Origin of the sequence: Streptomyces violaceusniger Tu 4113 (assembly GCF_000147815.2) — a bacterium.
Lineage (GTDB): Bacteria > Actinomycetota > Actinomycetes > Streptomycetales > Streptomycetaceae > Streptomyces > Streptomyces violaceusniger_A.
Window position 1 is genome coordinate 4,435,433 of sequence record NC_015957.1, and the last position, 19,424, is coordinate 4,454,856.

16 protein-coding genes and 1 pseudogene are annotated in these 19,424 nt (G+C 73.2%); 7 read left to right on the forward strand and 10 right to left on the reverse strand.

What is annotated here, in order from left to right; all coding sequences use genetic code 11:
- Positions 1-10 precede the first annotated feature (10 nt).
- On the forward strand, positions 11-1,438 hold the full coding sequence (locus STRVI_RS18640; protein ID WP_014057228.1) for an NAD(P)/FAD-dependent oxidoreductase: 1,428 nt from the start codon (positions 11-13) through the stop codon (positions 1,436-1,438).
- Positions 1,435-2,688, forward strand: a complete 1,254-nt coding sequence (locus tag STRVI_RS18645) for an NAD(P)/FAD-dependent oxidoreductase (RefSeq protein ID WP_014057229.1) — start codon at positions 1,435-1,437, stop codon at positions 2,686-2,688. Before STRVI_RS18640 ends, STRVI_RS18645 begins: the two co-directional genes overlap by 4 nt.
- Before the next feature lie 26 nt (positions 2,689-2,714).
- On the opposite strand, the gene STRVI_RS18650 is transcribed toward STRVI_RS18645, so the two are convergent.
- Positions 2,715-3,104 carry an RNA-binding S4 domain-containing protein gene (locus STRVI_RS18650; RefSeq protein ID WP_014057230.1) on the reverse strand — a complete coding sequence of 130 codons (390 nt, stop codon included), beginning with the start codon at positions 3,102-3,104 and terminating at the stop codon, positions 2,715-2,717.
- A gap of 30 nt (positions 3,105-3,134) precedes the next feature.
- Between STRVI_RS18650 and lpdA the strand changes: the two genes are divergently transcribed.
- On the forward strand, positions 3,135-4,535 hold the full coding sequence (lpdA, locus tag STRVI_RS18655; protein WP_014057231.1) for a dihydrolipoyl dehydrogenase: 1,401 nt from the start codon (positions 3,135-3,137) through the stop codon (positions 4,533-4,535).
- Positions 4,536-4,600: 65 nt separating this feature from the next.
- Positions 4,601-7,255, forward strand: a complete 2,655-nt coding sequence (locus tag STRVI_RS18660) for a SpoIIE family protein phosphatase/ATP-binding protein (RefSeq protein WP_251982660.1) — start codon at positions 4,601-4,603, stop codon at positions 7,253-7,255.
- A 93-nt stretch (positions 7,256-7,348) separates the two neighbouring features.
- Here the strand turns inward: STRVI_RS18660 and STRVI_RS18665 are convergent, their stop codons facing one another.
- From STRVI_RS18665 to STRVI_RS18690, 6 genes are all read right to left on the reverse strand, one after another.
- A complete protein-coding gene (locus STRVI_RS18665; RefSeq protein ID WP_014057233.1) occupies positions 7,349-8,275 on the reverse strand; it encodes an MBL fold metallo-hydrolase in 927 nt (308 codons plus the stop codon).
- A gap of 159 nt (positions 8,276-8,434) precedes the next feature.
- Entirely contained in the window at positions 8,435-9,937 is a 1,503-nt protein-coding gene (locus STRVI_RS18670; RefSeq protein WP_014057234.1) for a glutamate synthase subunit beta, read from the reverse strand.
- Between the two features lie 38 nt (positions 9,938-9,975).
- Positions 9,976-11,034: an NAD(P)H-dependent flavin oxidoreductase gene (locus tag STRVI_RS18675; RefSeq protein ID WP_014057235.1), complete on the reverse strand. Its 1,059-nt coding sequence runs from the start codon at positions 11,032-11,034 to the stop codon at positions 9,976-9,978.
- Positions 11,034-11,771 carry a CoA-transferase subunit beta gene (locus STRVI_RS18680; RefSeq protein ID WP_014057236.1) on the reverse strand — a complete coding sequence of 246 codons (738 nt, stop codon included), beginning with the start codon at positions 11,769-11,771 and terminating at the stop codon, positions 11,034-11,036. Before STRVI_RS18680 ends, STRVI_RS18675 begins: the two co-directional genes overlap by 1 nt.
- On the reverse strand, positions 11,768-12,631 hold the full coding sequence (locus STRVI_RS18685) for a CoA transferase subunit A (protein ID WP_251982661.1): 864 nt from the start codon (positions 12,629-12,631) through the stop codon (positions 11,768-11,770). The genes STRVI_RS18680 and STRVI_RS18685 overlap by 4 nt, the downstream gene beginning before the upstream one ends.
- A 6-nt stretch (positions 12,632-12,637) precedes the next feature.
- Positions 12,638-13,393, reverse strand: a complete 756-nt coding sequence (locus STRVI_RS18690; protein WP_014057238.1) for an enoyl-CoA hydratase family protein — start codon at positions 13,391-13,393, stop codon at positions 12,638-12,640.
- 79 nt (positions 13,394-13,472) lie between these two features.
- Between STRVI_RS18690 and STRVI_RS18695 the strand changes: the two genes are divergently transcribed.
- A complete protein-coding gene (locus STRVI_RS18695) occupies positions 13,473-14,288 on the forward strand; it encodes an SDR family oxidoreductase (RefSeq protein WP_014057239.1) in 816 nt (271 codons plus the stop codon).
- 1 nt (position 14,289) lies between these two features.
- Positions 14,290-15,204: an SDR family oxidoreductase gene (locus STRVI_RS18700; protein ID WP_014057240.1), complete on the forward strand. Its 915-nt coding sequence runs from the start codon at positions 14,290-14,292 to the stop codon at positions 15,202-15,204.
- 205 nt (positions 15,205-15,409) lie between these two features.
- On the opposite strand, the gene STRVI_RS54400 is transcribed toward STRVI_RS18700, so the two are convergent.
- Together STRVI_RS54400 and STRVI_RS55960 are read right to left on the reverse strand one after the other, a co-directional pair.
- Positions 15,410-15,976: an SGNH/GDSL hydrolase family protein gene (locus STRVI_RS54400; protein ID WP_251982662.1), complete on the reverse strand. Its 567-nt coding sequence runs from the start codon at positions 15,974-15,976 to the stop codon at positions 15,410-15,412.
- A 12-nt stretch (positions 15,977-15,988) separates the two neighbouring features.
- Positions 15,989-16,352: pseudogene (locus STRVI_RS55960) on the reverse strand (SGNH/GDSL hydrolase family protein); the annotation flags it as partial.
- Between the two features lie 142 nt (positions 16,353-16,494).
- On the opposite strand from STRVI_RS55960, the gene STRVI_RS18710 reads away from it, so the two are divergent.
- Complete coding sequence (locus STRVI_RS18710) at positions 16,495-18,126, forward strand: phytoene desaturase family protein (RefSeq protein WP_014057242.1); 1,632 nt, start codon at positions 16,495-16,497, stop codon at positions 18,124-18,126.
- Here the strand turns inward: STRVI_RS18710 and STRVI_RS18715 are convergent.
- Positions 18,106-19,344: a transglycosylase family protein gene (locus STRVI_RS18715; protein ID WP_014057243.1), complete on the reverse strand. Its 1,239-nt coding sequence runs from the start codon at positions 19,342-19,344 to the stop codon at positions 18,106-18,108. The genes STRVI_RS18710 and STRVI_RS18715 overlap by 21 nt on opposite strands.
- Between the last annotated feature and the right edge of the window lie 80 nt (positions 19,345-19,424).

The following is a 19,424-nucleotide window of genomic DNA, read 5'->3' on the forward strand; positions in this document are numbered from 1 at the left end:
AGGGACCACAATGACCGTTACGACCACGGGTGACCTCCCCGGCGAGGTCTACGACGTGGCCATCATCGGCGCCGGGGTGGTCGGCACCGCCATCGCCCGCGAACTGGCCCGCCACCGGCTGCGGACCGCCCTCGTCGAGGCGTCCGACGATGTGGGGAACGGCACCTCCAAGGCCAACACCGCGATCCTGCACACCGGTTTCGACGCCACCCCGGGCACTCTGGAGGCCCGCCTGGTGCGCGAGGGCTACCAGCGGCTGACCGCCTACGCCGCCGAGACCGGCATCCCGCTCGAACCGCTCGGCGCGCTCCTCGTCGCCTGGGACGCCGAACAGCTCGCCGCGCTGCCGTCACTCGCCGAGAAGGCCGTGCGCAACGGCTACGACGAGACGAGCATCCTCGACGCGGACGCGGTCTACGCCCGCGAACCCCATCTGGGACCGGGCGCCCTCGGCGCGCTCGAAGTCCCCGGGGAGAGCATCATCTGCCCCTGGACGACGACGCTCGCCTACGCCACCCAGGCGGTGCGCGCGGGCGTCGCCCTGCATCTGAACTGCCCGGCCGGGGCCATCACCACCGGCGAGGACCACCACGAGATCGCCACCCCGCGCGGGGTGCTGCGCACCCGCCATCTGGTCAACGCCGCGGGGCTGTACTCGGACGAGATCAACCGGCGGCTCGGCCACGAGGAGTTCACCGTGACCCCGCGCCGCGGCCAGCTGATCGTCTTCGACAAGTTCGCCCGCGGCCTGGTGGACCACATCCTGCTGCCGGTGCCCACCGCACTCGGCAAGGGCGTCCTGGTGGCGCCGACCGTGTACGGCAATGTGATGCTCGGCCCCACCGCCGAGGACCTCGGCGACAAGACCGCCACCGGATCGTCTGCGGACCAACTGGCCTCGCTCCGGGAGAAGGGCGCGCGGATCATGCCGGAGCTGCTGGATGAGGAGGTCACCGCGGTCTATGCCGGGCTGCGCGCCGCCACCGAGCACGGCGACTTCCAGATCCGCGCCGACCCCGGCCGACGGTATGTCGCCGTGGGCGGCATCCGCTCCACCGGACTCACCGCCTCGATGGCGATCGCCGCGCATGTGGCGGAGCTGCTCACCGAGTGCGGTCTCGACCCCGGGCCCCAGCGGGAGATCGAGCCCGTGCGGATGCCCACCATCGGCGAGGCCTTCCCGCGCCCCTACCAACGCGCCGATCTCATCGCCGCCGACCCCGCGTACGGCACCGTGGTCTGCCACTGCGAACGCGTCACCCGGGGCGAGATCCGCGACGCGCTGACCGCCACCGTGCCACCGGGCTCGCTCGACGGCCTCCGGCGCCGCACCCGGGCCCTCGGCGGACGCTGCCAGGGATTCTTCTGCGGCGCGGCGGTGCGCGCCCAGTTCGACGCGGCCACCGCGGCCCAGGACCGGACGGAGGCCCGGCGATGACCCCCACCGACCGTACCCACCGCACTGTCGACGTGCTGGTCATCGGCGCCGGACCGGCCGGACTCGCACTCGCCGCGCGGCTGGCCGCCGCGGGGGTGGACCGGGTCGAGGTCCTCGACCGCGAGCAGCACGCGGGCGGCATTCCCCGCCACTGCCACCACACCGGATTCGGACTGCGCGATCTGCGCCGGCTGATGACCGGCCCCGACTATGCCCGCCACCACATCGCCGCCGCCATCCGCGCCGGAGCGGTGCTGCGCACCTCGGTCACGGCCACGGGCTGGGCGGCGGCGAGGACCGTGGACATCACCGGCCCGACGGGCCTGGAGCGAATCACCGCCACGGCCGTCGTCCTGGCCACCGGCGCCCGGGAACGCCCGCGCAGCGCCCGGCTGGTGCCCGGCACCCGGCCGGCGGGTGTTCTCACCACCGGGCAGCTTCAGCAGGCCGTCCATCTGCACCATCAGCACGTCGGCCGACGCGCCGTCATCGTCGGCGCGGAACGCGTCAGCTACTCCGCGGTGGCCACCCTGCGCCGGGCCGGGGCCGACGTCGCCGCCATGGTCACCGACCAGCCCCGCCACCAGACCCACCCGGCGCGCCACCTCGGCACCCGGCTGCGTTATGGCGTTCCGCTGGTCACCGACGCCGCCGTGGCCGAACTGACCGGCCGAGGGCGGCTGGAGAGCGTGCGACTGCGGCACCGGGACGGCAGGACGGCGGCCGTCGCCTGCGACACCGTCGTGTTCACCGGCGACTGGATCCCCGACCACGAACTGGCCAGAAGCGCCGGGATCGCCCTCGACCCCGGCACCCGGGGCCCGGCTGCCGATGCCGAGTTCCGCACCGGCGGACCCGGGGTCTTCGCCGTGGGCAATCTGCTGCACCCCGTCGAGACCGCCGATATCGCCGCCCTCGACGGCCGGTTGGCTGCCGGGCCCGTGCTGCGCCATCTCGCCGGCCGGCCGTGGACCCCCGGGGCGCTGCCCGTGCGGGTCGAGGCGCCGCTGCTGTGGGTCTCACCCAACCGGATCGCCCCGGACGGGCCCCGCCCGCCGCGCGGCCGGTTCACCCTGCGCACCACGCGGTTCCTGACCCGGCCGGTGCTCACCGTCGGCCAGGACGGCCGGACACTGCACCGCGGGCGCCTTCCCCGCACGGTGGCGCCGGGCCGGCCGTTCCACGTGCCCGCCGACTGGATCGCCGCGGCCGACGCACACGGCGGCCCCGTACGCATCACGGTGGACTGACCGGATCTCGCTGGACTGACCGGCCCTCAGCCGATGTCGCCTGGCGTACCGCGCAGCCGCTCCATCTCGCGCCGGTCGCGCTTGGTGGGACGGCCCGTCCCGCGGTCGCGCAGCCCGATCGGCACGGTGTGCTCGCGCGGCGGCGGAGGCGGGCTGTTGTCGACGAAGCACTCCGCGGCCACCGGCGCGCCGACCCGCTTGCGCACGATGCGCGAGACGACCACGACCCGGTCGCGCCCCGCATGGCGCAGCCGCACCTCGTCTCCGGGCCGCACCGTGTGCGCGGGCTTGACGCGCTCGCCGTTGATCCGGACGTGCCCCGCGCGGCAGGCCGAGGACGCCATGGAGCGCGTCTTGGTCAGCCGCACGGACCAGATCCAGCTGTCCACCCGTACGGACCCCTCGTCTGAAGCCATACCCCGACTCTAATGTCTAAGGTGCGACGCATGAGCGCACATTTCGACGTGGTGGTTCTGGGAGCCGGCCCGGGCGGCTATGTCGCCGCGATCCGCGCCGCCCAGCTTGGCCTGACCACGGCCGTCGTCGAGGAACGCTACTGGGGCGGCGTCTGCCTGAACGTGGGCTGCATCCCGTCCAAGGCCCTGCTGCGCAACGCCGAGCTGGCCCATCTGTTCATCCATGAGGCCGAGAACTTCGGCATCCGGGTGAACGGCGAGGTGACCGTGGACTACCGCGACGCGTTCGAGCGCAGCCGCAAGGTGGCCGACGGACGGGTCAAGGGCGTCCACTATCTGATGAAGAAGAACAAGATCACCAAGTACGAGGGACGGGGCACCTTCACCGGGCCCCACGAGCTGCGGGTCACCCTCACCGAGGGTGACACGGAGACGGTCACCTTCGACCACTGCGTCATCGCCACGGGCTCGCTCACCAATCTGCTGCCCGGCACCTCCCTCAGCGAGCGAGTGGTGACCTACGAGGAGCAGATCCTCGCCCCCACCCTGCCCGGCAGCGTCCTCATCGCGGGCGCGGGCGCCATCGGCGTGGAGTTCGCGTACATCATGCACAGCTACGGGGTGCAGGTGACGCTGGTGGAGTTCATGGACCGGATCGTGCCCCTGGAGGACGAGGAGGTCTCCGCCGAGCTCACCCGCCGCTTCCGCAGGCTCGGCATGAACATCCTGACCTCCACCCGGGTGGAGGCGATCAACGACGCGGGCCCCGCGGTCAAGGTCATGGTGACCACGGGCGGCCAGCGGCAGACTCTGCAGGCCGCCCGGGTGCTGCAGGCCATCGGATTCCGGCCGCGGGTGGACGGATACGGGCTGGAGCACACCGGCGTCCGGCTGACCGAGCGGGGCGCCATCGAGGTGGACGGCCTCTGCCGCACCAATGTGCCGCATATCTTCGCCATCGGTGATGTCACCGCCAAGCTGATGCTGGCGCACGCCGCCGAGGCCATGGGCATCGTCGCGGCGGAGACCATCGCCGGGGCGGAGACCGTGGAGCTCGACTATGTGATGATCCCGCGCGCCACCTTCTGCCAGCCGCAGATCGCCAGCTTCGGCTGGACCGAGGCCCAGGCGCGGGAGCGCGGCTTCGACGTACGGGTGGCGAAGTTCCCGTTCACCGCCAACGGGAAGGCCCAGGGCCTCGGCGACCCGGTGGGCTTCGTGAAGCTCATCAGCGACGGCCGCCACGGCGAGCTGCTGGGCGGCCATCTCATCGGCCCCGAGGTCACCGAGCTGCTGCCCGAACTCACCCTCGCCCAGCAGTGGGACCTGACCGTGCACGAGGTGGCTCGCAACATCCACGCCCATCCGACCCTCAGCGAGGCGGTGAAGGAGGCCGTCCACGGGCTCGCCGGACACATGATCAATCTGTGACCCCCGATGCCCCGCCCCGGCCGCCACCGGGTGTGCGACCCGGGGATATGCGTTAGACAGAGCATGTGAAGGTGCGCTCGGCGCTGGGCTCGCGCAGTGTCGGCGGGCAGGTGTGCGCCCTGATGCTGATCATCGTGACGCTCCTGGTGCTCGCCGCGGGTGCCACGCTGTCCCTCCAGGCCCGCGGCAGCGGGGACAGCCAGGCCCGGACCAGTGCCCTGACCGTCGCGCGGACCGTCGCCCTCGCCCCCGGCGTCCAGCGGGCGCTGGAGTCCCGCAACCCCTCCACAACCCTCCAGCCCTATGTCGAGAAGCTCCGGCACCGGACCGACGTCGACTACATCGTGGTGACCTCCCCCAGAGGCGTCCGCTGGACCCATCCCAATTCGAAGATGCTCGGCAAGCACATCGGCCACAGCCTCTATCCGGCCACGGCGGGCCGGACCTTCACCGACAGGCTCCCGGGCATCACCCGGTCGGCCCCCTCGATCCGTGCCGCCGTGCCGGTCACCGACGCCCGGGGCCGGGTGATCGGCATCGTCAACGCCGGGGTCTCCATCCCCTCCGTGGCCCGGACGGTCGGGCGCCAACTGCCGATGATCTACGGCTCCACGGCGCTCGCCCTCGTCCTGGGCGGGGGCGGTGCGGCACTCGTGGCCCGGCGGCTGCGGCGCCAGACCCACCGGCTCGGCCCCGCCGAGATCACCAGGATGTACGAACACCACGACGCCGTGCTGCGCAGCGTCAAGGAGGGGGTCCTGATCGTCGACGACGAGGGGCGGCTGCTGCTCGCCAACGACGAGGCGCTGCGTCTGCTGGGCCTCACGCCCGACGCGCACGGACGGCAGATCACCGACGTCGGCCTGCCCCCGGAGCTCGCCGGACTGCTCGCCTCCGGCCGTGCGGCCACCGACGCGGTGTATCAGGTCGGGGACCGGCTGCTGGCGGTCAACCAGCGCCCGGCGGAGCGGGGCGGAGCGCCCTGGGGCAGCGTCGCCACCCTGCGGGACGCCACCGAGCTGCGCGCCCTGACGGACAAGGCCGACCGGGCCTACGCACGCCTCCAACTGCTGTACGAGGCCGGCGTCCGGGTGGGCAGCAGCCTCGACATGGAAGGGACCGCCCAGGAACTGGCCCGGGTCGCCGTGCCGCGCTTCGCCGACTACGCCACCGTCGATCTGCACGAGGCCGTACTGCGTGGCGAGGAGCCGGGCGGCCGGGACTCGCCGTTGCGCCGGGCCGCCTTCAGCGGCATCCGGCAGGACCCCCCGCTGCGCCATGTCGGCGAGCACGTCTCCGCCTTCCCCCTGGCCCAGCGGGCCGGCGGCACCGGCCGGGCGCGATTGTTCCCCGTGGGCGAGCTGCCGTCCTCGCCCGACTGGACGCCCCAGGCGGAGCGGCTGGGATGGGCGGTGGAGTACGGCATCCATTCGCTGCTGACCGTGCCGCTCAGCGCGCGCGGTGTCCGGCTGGGCCAGGTGGCGTTCTGGCGCTCGGGGGACGCCCCGCCATTCGACGAGGAGGACCGGTCCTTCGCCGAGGAGCTGGCCGGCCAGGCGGCCGTCGCCATCGACAACGCCCGCCGCTACGCGCGCGAGCACGCCACCACGCTGGCCCTCCAGGAGAGCCTGCTGCCGCGCGGCCGCCCCGAACAGCAGGCCGTCGTCGCCGCCCAGCGCTATCTGCCCGCCCCCGGCGGGGTGCGAGGCGACTGGTTCGACGTCATCCCCCTGTCGGGGGCCCGGGTCGCCCTCGTCGTCGGCGATGTCGTCGGCCACGGACTGCACGCCGCCGCGACCATGGGCCGGCTGCGCACCGCCGTGCTCAACTTCTCCGTCGTGGACCTTCCCCCCGATGAGCTGCTGGCCCGGCTCGACGACGTGGTCGACCTGGTCGACCGGGAGGAGACGGCCGTGAACGGCGGCGTCGGGGCGGCGGGGGCCACTTGTCTGTACGCGGTCTACGACCCGGTCTCCCGGCACTGCACCCTGGCGCGGGCCGGTCATCCGCCCCCGGCCCTGGTCCGTCCCGACGGCTCCGTGACCTTCCTCGACCTGCCCGCAGGACCGCCGCTGGGACTCGGCGGCCGGCTCTACGAGACGACCGAGACGCAACTGCCCGAAGGCAGCCGCCTCGTCCTCTACACCGATGGGCTGGTCCGGGACCGCGAACGGGACCTCGTGACCGGGCTCGACCAGCTCCGTGACGCCCTCACCGATGTCGACCCCGACCCGGAGCGGGCCTGCGACGCCGTGATGGCCGCCCTGCTGTCGCCGCGCCGCACCGACGACGTCTGCCTGCTCATCGCCCGTACCACCGCGCTGGACGCGAGCCGGGTGGCCTCGTGGGAGCTGCCGTCGGACCCCGAAGTCGTGGGCCGGATGCGCGCGGCCGTCGCCCGTACCCTGGCCGACTGGAACCTGGAGGAGGCCGCCTTCACCACCGAGCTGGTGGTCAGCGAGCTGCTCGGCAACGCCATCCGGCACGCCGTCGGCCCCGTGCGGCTGCGCCTGATGCGCAACCGGGCGTTGATCTGCGAGGTCGCCGACGGCAGTACCACCGCGCCGCATCTGCGCCGGGCGGCCACCACCGACGAGGGCGGACGCGGGCTGTTCCTCGTGGCCCAGATGGTCCAGCGCTGGGGCACCCGCTACACCAGCGACGGCAAGATCATCTGGACCGAGCAGGACCTTCCGGCCGCGGAACGCGCCCCGCGGTGACACCGGCCCGTACGGACCGGGCCCCCGGCCGCCGTCGACCGGCCCCGGCCACTGTCCGCGGCCCCCGTCACCCGCGTTCCGCCGCGGGTGCCGTCAGGCCGACGCCGGCGCGCCCTCGCGCCGCTCCCACGCCACCTGGGCGAGGTCGGCCATGGTGGCCACGAGATCCGCCGCCTCATCCGTGCCGTTCAGATGCCGGTACTCCGAGCCCACCGTGATCACCAGCCGCTCGGGCAGGCCCAGCGCCGGATAGGTGTTCTCGGCGATGAGGGTGCGGGCGGCCTCCAGGGCCGGTACCCCTGCCGTGTGCAGCTGCCGGGTGCGGTCCCGCAGATGCTCCAGATAGCCGACGTGGCCGCGGACCCCCTCCCGGTCGAGGACCGGCCCATGGCCGGGGACGATCACCTCGGCCCCGGTCGCGAGCACCCGCTCGCAGGCGAAGATGACATCGCCGGTGAACGCCACCTTCTGTTGCGGCAGATACGCCACCAGATCGCCCGCGGTGTGCGCGGACGGCAGACTGAACAGCCGCACCGGCACCTGGCCCACCCGCAGGTCGAGTTCGCCCACGAAGGTGAGCGTCGGCTCGACCACCTCGGTGCCGGACCAGTCGAACCGCCCGAAGTGCCGCTGGAGATACCAGCCGAGCGGAGTCGCCGGATCGCTGCCGTGCACCAGGGCGTGCAACTGCTGCGGCGAGGGCTCGTACTCGATATGGCCGAGTGCCTCGCGGGTGGCGACGATCTCCGCGTCCGGTACGACCTCCGCGCCCCACAGGTGGTCGCCGTTGGCATGGGTGACGATCACCCGCTCGATCCGGGCTCCGTCGGGCAGCAGGGCCCGGCTGCGTTCCAGGAAGTCACCGGCCATCCGCCGGTCGTAGGGGGTGTCGATCCAGGCGGCGGCGCCGTCGGGCGAGACGATCAGACCGCAGTTGGCCAGACCCCATCCGGCGCTCGGGGTGGGGGACCAGATGTGCACACCGTCGGCCACGGCGAGGAGGGGCGATTGCGAGATCATGGACGCACACTATTCCCGCGCCGCGCGCCCGCGGCAGGCGGCCCGCCCTCCGGGAGCCGGTGGCCGGACGCGTCGCGCTCCAGGTGTGCCGGTGTCCGTGTGCGCGGGTGTCGGCCACCGGTGTCGGCCACCTGCGCCGGCCACCGCGGCGCCGCCCCGTCAGGCCGTCATCGGGCGGTCGGCCGCCCCGACCGGCGCCGGGAGCGTCGTGGAGCCCGCGAGATAGCGGTCCACGGCGGCCGCGGCGGAGCGGCCCTCGGCGATGGCCCAGACGATCAGCGACTGGCCACGGCCCGCGTCGCCCGCCACGAACACCCCGTCCGCGCCGGTGGCGAAGGACGCGTCGCGTGCGACGGTGCCGCCCTCGTCGAGCTCCAGCCCGAGCTGGTCGAACAGCCCGCTGTCCGGCTCCGGGCCATGGAAGCCGAGGGCCAGCAGCACCAGATCCGCCCGGAGCACCCGCTCCGTGTCCGGGCCGGGCTGCCCGTCGGCCCGGGCCCCGATGAGGCGCAGTGCCCGGACGCCGCCCTGCGGCCGCTCCGCGTCCGGTGCCGTCCCCTCGAAGCGGACGGTGGCCGCGGAGAAGACCCGCGCGTCCACGTCCGCCTCCGGAGAGGCCGCCAGCTCCCGCGCCTCCTCATGGGCGGCGGACATCCGGTAGATCTTGGGGTAGGTGGGCCAGGGTTCGCCGTCGGCCCGTTCGTCGCCGGGCCGGGGGTGGATGTCCAGTTGGGTCACGGAGGCGGCGCCCTGCCGCAGCACGGTGCCCAGGCAGTCCGCGCCGGTGTCCCCGCCGCCGACGATGACCACATGTTTGCCCTCGGCGGTGATCGGCGGCCGGGCGTAGTCGCCCTCGCGCACCCGGTTGGCCATCGGCAGATACTCCATCGCCTGATGGATTCCGGCCAACTCCCTTCCTGGTACGGGGAGTTCGCGCCAGGCCCGGGCGCCCACCGCTATCACGAGCGCGTCGTAGCGCGCCCTGAGCTCGGCGGCGTCCAGATCGGTGCCGACGTCCACGCCGGAACGGAATTTGGTGCCCTCCGCCCGCATCTGCCCCAGCCGCCGGTCCAGATGGCGCTTCTCCATCTTGAACTCGGGGATGCCGTAGCGGAGCAGTCCGCCCACCCGGTCGTCGCGTTCGTACACCGCCACGGTGTGTCCCGCGCGGGTGAGCTGCTGGGCCGCGGCCAGGCCCGCGGGCCCCGAGCCGATGACGGCGACGGTCCGGCCGGACAGCCGCTCGGGTGGCTTGGGGGTCATATATCCGCTCTCCCAGGCCCGGTCGGCGATGGCCACCTCGACGTTCTTGATGGTGACCGCCGGCTGGTTGATGGCCAGCACACAGGCGCTCTCACAGGGGGCCGGGCAGAGCCGGCCGGTGAACTCGGGAAAGTTGTTGGTCGCGTGCAGCCGCTCGCTCGCGCGCAGCCAGTCGTCACGGGAGACCAGGTCGTTCCACTCCGGGATGAGGTTCCCCAGCGGGCAGCCGTCGTGGCAGAACGGGATGCCGCAGTCCATGCAGCGGTCCGCCTGGGCGTTGATGATCGGCAGCAGGGCGCCGGGGGCCTGGACCTCGTTCCAGTCCCGCACCCGCTCGTCCACCGGACGGCGGGGCGGAAGACGACGGGGTGTGGTGAGGAAACCCTTGGGATCGGCCATGATGACCTCCCACTACCCGTGTCATGGTCTGGCCGCTTTCACCCCACTGTACGACCGCGGGTCAGCCGGTCCAGGGTCTCGGCGGCCTCGGCCATGATCCGGTCCACGAGATCCGTGCAACTGGGCAGATCCTCGATCACCCCGGCCACCTGTCCGGAGGCCATCACCCCCGTGTCGGTGCGGCCGTCCACCATCGACGCCTTGAGCAGCATCGGGGTGGTGGCGGCCAGCAGGACCTGGCTCCAGGTGAGGTCCTTGCCGTGCCGCATGGCCAGCCCGTCGCGCACCATCCGCGGCCAGCTCAGCCCGGCCAGCCGCCGGAAGGCGGCGGCGTGGCGCACGGCGCGCAGCAGCGCGGCGGTGCGGCCGGAGCGCTCCAGGGAGTCGACCAGTTCGCTGCGGAGCATCCGGTGCGGGAGCCCGTCCACCGCCGTGGTGACGGTGACGTCGGTGACCGCCGCCGCCAGATAGCGCGCCTTCACGGCGTCCGGGACCGTGCTGTCGGAGGTGAGCAGGAACCGGGTGCCCATCGCGATCCCCGCCGCCCCGTAGGCGAGCGCGGCCGCCAGCCCCCGTCCGTCGTGGAAGCCGCCCGCGGCCACGACCGGGATGTCCACCGCGTCCACGACCTGGGGGAGCAGCACGGTGGTGGCCACCTGTCCGGTGTGGCCGCCGCCCTCGGCGCCCTGCACCAGCACCGCGTCCGCGCCCCAGCCCGCGACCTTCTCCGCATGGCGCCGGGCGCCCACGGACGGGATGACCACCACGCCCGCGTCCTTCAGCCGGTCGATCAGTTCGCGCCTGGGGGCCAGCGCGAACGAGGCGACCCGCACCCCCTCCTCGACGATGATCCGCACCCGCTCCCCGGCGTCCCCGGCATCGGCGCGCAGATTGACACCGAAGGGCGCGTCGGTGCGGGCGGCCACCTCGCGGACGGCCGTGCGCAGCCGCTGGGGCGACATGGTCGCGGAGGCCAGGATGCCCAGCGCCCCGGCGTTCGCCACCGCCGACACCAGCCGGGGTCCGGCCACCCAGCCCATGCCCGTCTGGACGAGCGGGTGGCGCACCCCGACGAGCCTGGTCAGCGGGGTGTCCATCAGGACGGCACCTCCCGCTCGCGGGCCCCCTCCGGATCGATGACCTCCCGGATCAGCCGCAGTTCGGCGGGGGTCGGCTCCCGGGTGTACGGGACGTCGTCGGCGATGTCGAGGGGGAAGCCGGTGGCCTCCCGCACCGCCTCGGCGGTCACCCCCGGATGCAGCGAGCGCACCCGCAGCGTGCGATCGGGCGTGGCGAAGTCGAGGACCGCGAGATCGGTCACCACACACCGGAGGTCATGGAAGCGGGCGGCGGGCCCTACGGCCGCCGCCCGGTCGTAGCCGACCCCGCACACCATGTCGACGCGTTCGACGAAGACCCGCCGAGAGTGCCGGGGCACCCAGTAACTCGTGGGGTTGTTGAGGGTGTTGACCGGCGCTCCGCGCACCCCCAGCAGTTGCCGTCTGGGCCGTTTCCAGTCGCCGACGCAGGTGATGTTCTGATTGCCGTGGCGGTCGAGCTGGCTCGCGCCCATCATCACATGGCGCCGCCCGCCGGTGACCAGCGCCAGATGCGCCCGGTACGGCAGCCACCCCTCCACCACCTCCGGGTCGCCACCGACGATCATCGCCTCGCCGTCCGTCAGCAGCAGCTCGGGCGCGAAGGTGAGCCGGGCCAGCCGGGCGCCGACCCTGGGCACCGCACCCATCGGGGCGGCCAGGATCTCCCCGTCGCCCCGCCATGCCTCGGCACAGGCCACCACGCAGTACTCGGCCCGGGTCACTCTGCCGGTCATACGCCCTCCCTCCCGAACGCCGCCACCGCGGCCCGGTACCGCTCCTCGTCCCCGGACAGAAACCGCTCGGTGAACTCCCGCCACGCCTCCGGATCGGCGGCCGCCTTGGCGTACGCGCTCTGGAACGCCTCGTCCCGCTCGTAGTCGGGGGCGCAGGAGGTGAAGTGCGCGCCCCGCGGAGTCTCGATCACACCGGTCACCGCATGCCGTTTGACCAGCAGCGTCTGCGGACCGCCCGCGTCGGCGAACTCGGCGGTGGCGACGACGCGTTCACACGAGAGATACGCCTCGGCCGCCGCCTCGCAGAACAGGTCGTCGAAGTACGGATCGGGCCCGAGGTACTGTCCGTTGCCCTGTGCGTCCGCCCGGTTGAGGTGCACCAGCGCCACATCCAGCCGCAGTGCGGGCACCGCCACCAGCTCCTCACCGTCCTCGTACGGCGAAGTGACCGTCCGCAGACCGGGGTTGACCGCCATGACGTCCGAGCCCAGGCCCGCGCGGACGGGCAGGAACGGGAGCCGGTGCACGGCGGCGGTCAGCCCCCACATCATCATCGCCTCGTCCAGCTCGGTCAGTTCGATGTCCCCCCGCTCGCGCGCCGCCCGGAAGTGCGGCTCCAGGGGGATCGAGTCGAGGGTCGCGAACGCCGTCACCAGCCTGCGGATCTTCCCGGCGGCGGCCAGCAGCCCGACGTCGGGGCCGCCGAAGGAGACCACCGTCAGATCGGTGACATCCGACCGCAGCAGGGCGCGGACCAGGGCCATGGGCTTGCGCCGTGAGCCCCAGCCGCCGATGCCGACCGTCATACCGCTGCGGATCCGGCCGACGGCCTCCTCGGCCGTCATCGTCTTGTCGGCCAACGCCGCTCACCCCTTCCCGGTGCCTTTGGCGACGAACGCGTCGCGGGGTCCATCGGACAGGCCCGCCAGATTGGCCTCGAAGGTGAAGCCCTGCTCGAAGCGGTAGCTGCGGTGCACATCGACCGGGTCGATGCCGTTGATGGCCGCCTTCGCCAGGCGCAGCAGCGCACCGTCCTTGGCGGCGATCTCACCGGCCAGCTCCAGCGCCGCTTCCCGCAGCGCGGCGCGCGGGACGACCCGCCACACCGAGCCGTGGCGGTGCAACTCCCCGGCGGTCGCGGTGCGCGAGGTGTAGTACAGCGCGCGCATCAGATGCTGCGGGACCAGCCGCGCCAGATGGGTGGCCGCGCCCAGCGCGCCCCGGTCCAGCTCGGGCAGGCCGAACGTGGCGTCCTCGCTCGCCACGATCGCGTCGGCGTTCCCGGCCAGTCCGATGCCGCCGCCCAGACAGAAGCCGTGGACGGCGGCGACGACCGGGACCGGGCAGTCGTAGACGGCGGCGAACGCCTCGGCACAGCCGTGGTTGGCGCCGATGAGCGCCGTATGGCCCTCGGCCGCCTGGATCTCCTTGATGTCCACGCCCGCGTTGAAGCCCCGGCCCTCGGCGGCCAGCACCACACACCGCACCGACGGGTCGGCGCCCGCGCCGCGCAGCGCCGCGGCCAGCTCGTACCAGCCCTGGACGGGCAGGGCGTTGACGGGTGGGAAGTCCATGGCGACCAGGCGGACGCCGGCCGCCGGTGCGGAGGTGGAGACACCCATGAGCAGATCCGCTACCTTTCCACCAAACATTTGTTAGGTGAGAAGGTAGCAGCGCTCACCGCACAGCGGGAGGTGTCTCGTGGCCGTCAGCATCGATCTCGCCGGGCGCGTCGCCGTGGTCACCGGCGGCACGCGCGGCGTCGGAGCGGGGATCACCCGGGCCCTGCTCACCGCCGGGGCCGAGGTGGTGATCTGTGCGCGCCACGCCCCGGGCAAGCCCGTCGAGGCGGACGGGCGCACGGCGCGCTTCGAACCGCTCGACGTCCGGGACGCGGACGCGGTCGCCGCGTTCTTCGACCGGCTGCGCCGCTCCCACGGGCGGCTCGACCTGCTGGTCAACAACGCCGGAGGAAGCCCCTACGGGCTGATCGCCGAGGCCGGGCAGCGGCGCGCCGCCCGCGTCGTCGAACTCAATCTGATCGCTCCCATGACCGTTTCCCTGAGCGCTTATGAGCTGATGCGCCATCAGGAGGGCGGGGGCTCGATCGTGATGATCGGCAGCGTCAGCGGCACCCGGCCGTCCCCCGGCACCGGGCCCTACGGTGCCGCCAAGGCGGGGCTGGAGAACCTCGCCCGCACCCTGGCCGTGGAGTGGGCCCCCGCGGTCCGGGTCAACACGCTCGTCCTCGGCATGGTCCGTACCGAACTGTCGCATCTGCACTACGGGGACGAGGAGGGCATCGCCGCCGTCGGCCGGACCGTGCCGCTCGGGCGGCTGGCCGAGCCCGTCGAGGCCGGAACCGCCTGTGTGTTCCTCGCCTCCGGGCTGGCCGAGTACATCAGCGGCGCCAGCATCGCCATCCACGGAGGCGGGGAGCGCCCCGCGTTCCTCGACGCAGCCAACGTCAACCAGTCGGCCCCCGGCACCGGCCGGGCCGACCCACGGGAGGACTGAGATGAGCGGACTCTGCGACGGGCGCGTCACCGTCGTCACCGGAGCGGGCCGCGGCCTCGGACGGGCGCATGCGCTCGCCTTCGCCGCCGAGGGCGCCAAGGTCGTCGTCAACGACCTCGGCGTGGCCCCGGACGGCGCCGGGGCGTCGGCGGGCCCGGCCCAGGAAGTCGTCGAGGAGATCCGGGCCGCGGGCGGGGAAGCGGTCGCGCACGACGGGGACATCGCCACCACCGACGGCGCCGCTTCCCTCGTCGCCACCGCCCTCGACACCTACGGCCGGCTCGACACCCTCGTCAACAACGCCGGATTCCTGCGCGACCGCATGCTCGTCAACCTCGGCGAGGACGACTGGGACGCGGTGATCCGCGTCCACCTCAAGGGCCACTTCCTGCCGCTGCGGCACGCCGCCGCCCACTGGCGGGCCGAGGCGAAGGCGGGCCGTACACCGGTCGCGCGGGTGGTCAACACCAGCTCCGGGGCCGGGCTGCTGGGCAGCGTCGGACAGGGCGGCTACTCCGCGGCCAAGGCCGGGATCCTCGGCCTGACCTCGGTGGCCGCCGCCGAACTCGGCCGCTACGGCGTCCAGGTCAACGCCATCGCCCCGGCGGCCCGCACCCGGATGACGGAGACGACGTTCGCCGGTGCCATGGCCGCCCCGGAGGACCCCGCCGCCTTCGACGCGATGGCCCCCGCAAATGTCTCACCGCTCGTCGTCTGGCTCGGCTCGGCCGCCTGCGCCGGGGTCACGGGCCGGGTCTTCGAGGCGGAGGCCGGGCGGATCACCGTCATGGAGGGCTGGCGGCCGGGCCCGACCGCCGAGAAGAGCGCCCGCTGGAACCCCGCGGAGGCGGGCGAGGCCGCCCGGAAACTCCTCGCCGAGGCAGAACCGCCACGACCGGTCTACGGGGCACCCTGACGGGCCATCCGGCCCCTGCGGGTGGGGACCCCCCCGTAAGGGACGGACGGGAGCGAGATGGGAGTCCGGTGCGCCGCGACGGCACGATGAACCGCGAACGGCACACGGGGACAAGGCATGGACACCTCCTTCCCGGTGGCCGACCCCGAGGTGCACGGCTCCCATCTGCACGGCTACGACCTCGAGGGCCGCGATATGACGCGGTTCAGCCCCTCCTACGACTGGACCGCCGGAGCCATGATCTCGACCGCGGACGAGCTGGCCCGGTTCGAGCGGGCGCTCTTCGGCGGCGAGTTGCTGCGCCCCGCCCAGCAGCGCGAGTTGAAGACCCCGGTGGAGTTCCCCGACGCCCCGGCATCACGGCGAACGGGGTTGTGGGGTGGCCCTCGCGCACGGTGCGCACGAAGCCGACGAGCGCCGAGACCAGCGCATCGCGGTTATGGCTGCCGAGCGCCTGGACGTTGACCCCGACGCAGAGGGTGAGGAGATCGGCCGGCAGATCCCGCATCAGCCGCGCGGTCATGGGCTCCAGACAGCTCGACGTGCCCAGGGCCAGCGAGGTGAGATCCCACCCGGTCCGTCGGGCCACCAGGGCGGTCCAGGTCCGGCTGGGGGACGCGGCGCCGCGCCCCTGCGAGATGGAGCTGCCGCAGTGGACCCAGCGCGGCTGCCGCCCGAGGGCCTCACCCTCCAGGGCCGCGCCCGCCTCCACGGACAGTGAGCACAACCGGAACTGATGGTAGAAGGGCAGCCACAGCTCGACGGTCGCCATCCGCCCCGGCAGGCCCTCGCACCGGAACTCCGCGTCCGCGCCATGGGTTTCGAGCTCTACCGTGGCGGCCGGTCGCCCGTCGCACAGCACATCGAGGCGGGCCCGCTCCTCGGGCCCGTTCAGCCTGGGCGCGGGGTCGGCCTGCTAGCGGCAGACGAGCGAGGCGCTGTCGGTGCGCAGCATCACCCGCACCCCGGACGGCATCGCGGCCCGGCCCAAGCCCGCCCCCGGGGAGACACAGCGCCGCCTCCTCGCGCGGCAGCCGCCAGGGGGCGGTCCACCCGGGGCCGCGCTGCAGCGACACCGCGCCCCGGTAGCGCAGCCGGGGGTCGTCGTGGCGGATGTCGAGCGGGGTGCGGACGGGGTGGGTCTGCATGAGCGCGAGTCTGGCATCCCCCTACGACACCCCTTCTGCGACACCGCCCTGCGGCCTCCGGCCCGCCCCGCGTTCTTCGCATAGCATGCTGAATCCGGGCATACGAGCCCTATTGTGTGACGGACGGCCGGAGGGACACCAGATGGCCGAGGCAGACGCCGTCATCGTCGGGTCCGGTGTCAATGGCCTCGTCGCCGCGGCGGAGCTGGCCCTGGCCGGATGGTCCGTCGTCCTGGTGGAACGCGAGCCGAACATCGGGGGGTTCATCGCCACCGAGGAGCGCACCCTGCTCGGCTATCTCCACGACACCTACTCCTCATGGCATCCGTTGTTCGTCTCCGGCCCGGCGTACGCGCGTCTCGGGGAGCTGCTGCACCGCCATGGGCTGGAGTACCGCAACGCCGACGAGTGGGTCACTGCCAGCGTGGCCGACGACGGCCGGGTCACCCTGGCCCATCGCGATCCGCGGCGCACCGCCGAGGGTTTCGCGCACGACGAGGACAGGGCCGCGTATCTGGCCGCGCTCGGCCGACTGGGCGACAACATGGCGGCGATCGGCGGCCTGATGAGCGGTGAGCTCCGCTCGCCGGCCGTCTTCCGCCCCGCGGCCGCGCTGCTCCGTGGCGGCGGGCGGCGGGGGGTGGAGCGGTGGGTGCGTTCGGTGGCCGCCAGCGGCCGTGGATACGCCCGTGCGGAGTTCCGCGGGGACGAGGTGGACCATCTCTTCGCCCCATGGCTGCTGCACGCGGGGCTGTCGCCGGACCATGCGTCGGGCGCGTTCCTGATGACGTTGCTGGCCGCCAGCCTGCATGGCGTCGGGGTGCCGGTGGTGGGCGGGGGTGCGGGCCGGTTCGTGGATGCCTTCACGTCGCTGCCGGCGACGACGGGGGTACGGGTGGAGACCGGCACCCGGGTCGACCGCATCCTCGTCGAGCAGGGGCGCGCCGTAGGAGTGGCGTCCGGCGGCCGGGTCTTCCGCGCCCGCCGCGCCGTCCTCGCCTCGGTGACCCCCACCGCCCTGTACGGCACCCTCCTTCCGCAGGGCTCGGTCCGGCCTGAACTGCGGGACCAGGCACGGCGATTCCGCTACGGCCGCGCCGCGATGCAGATCCATGTGGCGCTGTCCCAGCCGCTGGGCTGGCGCGACGCGCGTCTGAACACGGTCCTGGTCGTGTATCTCTCCGACGGGTCCGGCAGCACCGGTATCGCCTGCGCCGAGGCCGAGGCGGGCCTGCTGCCCCGGCGACCCACGGTGGTCGTCGGGCAGCAGTACGTCCTGGATTCCAGCCGGGTTCCGCCCGGCGCCGCCGCGCTGTGGCTGCAGTTGCAGGAGCTGCCGCCCACGCCGCGGGGAGACGCGGCCGGTGAGCTGGACACCGCTCAGGGCTGGACCCCGGAGCTGGCCCAGGGGTACGCCGACCGGGTCCTGAGCCGGATTGCCCGGCACGCCCCGGATCTGCCCGGCAAGATCCTCGCCGTCGATGTCATCGCGCCCCGGACCTCACCCGCCGGAACCCCAACGCGGTCGACGGCGACCCGTACGGTGGCTCGCTCGAACTCGACCAGAGCTTTCTCTGGCGCCCTCTGCCCTCCTCCGGACGGCATGCGACCGACATCCGCGGGCTCTGGCACATCGGCGCCTCCACTCACCCGGGGCCGGGGCTGGGCGGTATCTCCGGGCACATGGTGGCCACCACGCTCACCACAGGGGCCCGATTCGCCCGCCTGCCCCGGCTCTCACCCGGGCGCCGGATCAGAGGCTGACGCCGTGTGACCGCAGATAGGCGAGCGGATTGATGTCCGAGCCGTAGCCGGGGCCGGTGCGGATCTCGAAGTGGAGATGCGGTCCGGTGGCGTTTCCCGTCGAGCCGGAACGGCCGATCTGCTGGCCGCCGTTGACGCTCTGCCCGGCCCGCACGGACAGCTGCGAGAGATGGGCGTACTGGCTGTACCTGCCGTCCGGATGCCGGATGACCACCTGATAGCCGTACGCGTCGCCCCAGCCCGCCGAGACCACGTGGCCCGTGCCCACGGCCTTCACCGAGGTGCCGATGCCGACGGGGAAGTCCACGCCCGTGTGATAGCCGCTCGACCAACTGGAGCCGGCCGCCCGGTAGGCGGTGCTCGGGTTGACGCCGCTGACGGGGGCGGTGAAGCCCGAGGAGGCGACGCGCTTGGTGTTCTGCTCCCGGCTGTTGTGGGGCTTCTCGGCCTTCGGCTGCGGCGCGGGCTTCGCCTTGGGCTTCGGCTTGGGCTTCTCCTTGGTCTGGTGGTGGCGCTCGGGTTCCGCCTTGGGCTTGGCGGTGGCCTTACCGCCCTTGAGAGAGAGCTTCTGACCGGGGTAGATCAGATCCGGATCGCCGCCGATCGCCTCGCGGTTGCTCTCGTAGAGCGCCTCCCAGCCGCCGGTGACATCGTGGGAGTCGGCGATACCGGACAGCGAGTCGCCGCCGACGACCACATAGTGGCCGGACTTCGTGGAGTTGTGCCCCGGGAGGCTGGTGGGTGTGGGCTTGCTCGCCGCCACCTGCTGGGCCTTCTCGGGCCGCTGTGCCTTCTTGACCGGGGCGGCGGCCGTCTTGACGATCTTCGGCGCAGTCTGCGGCGCCGCGTCGCCCTGCGTCAGCCCGGCCTTGCCCGAGCACACCGGCCAGGCGCCGGGCCCCTGGCCGTCGAGCACCTTCTCCGCGATCGCGATCTGCTGGTCCTTGGTGGCCAGATCGGCCCGTCCCGCGTAGGCGCTGCCGCCGTACGCCTCCCATGTGCTCTGCGTGAACTGCAGCCCGCCGTAGAAGCCGTTGCCGGTGTTGACGTCCCAGTTGTCGGTGGACTCGCACTGGGCGACCTTGTCCCAGGTCTCGCCCGAGGCCGCGGACGCGCCCGCGGCGCCGATGAGCGGAAGGGCGATTCCGGCGCCGCCCGCCGTGACGCTCAGTGAGGCACGGGAGATGCGGTTGGGCTTGTAACGGCGGTGGCGTCCCCGTAAGGGCATGGACGGCTCCTTCTCGTGCTGCCGGGTGCGGCGCGCTGCCGGGCGGGCCAAAGATAAGGGGGCCGATTTGGCCACAACAA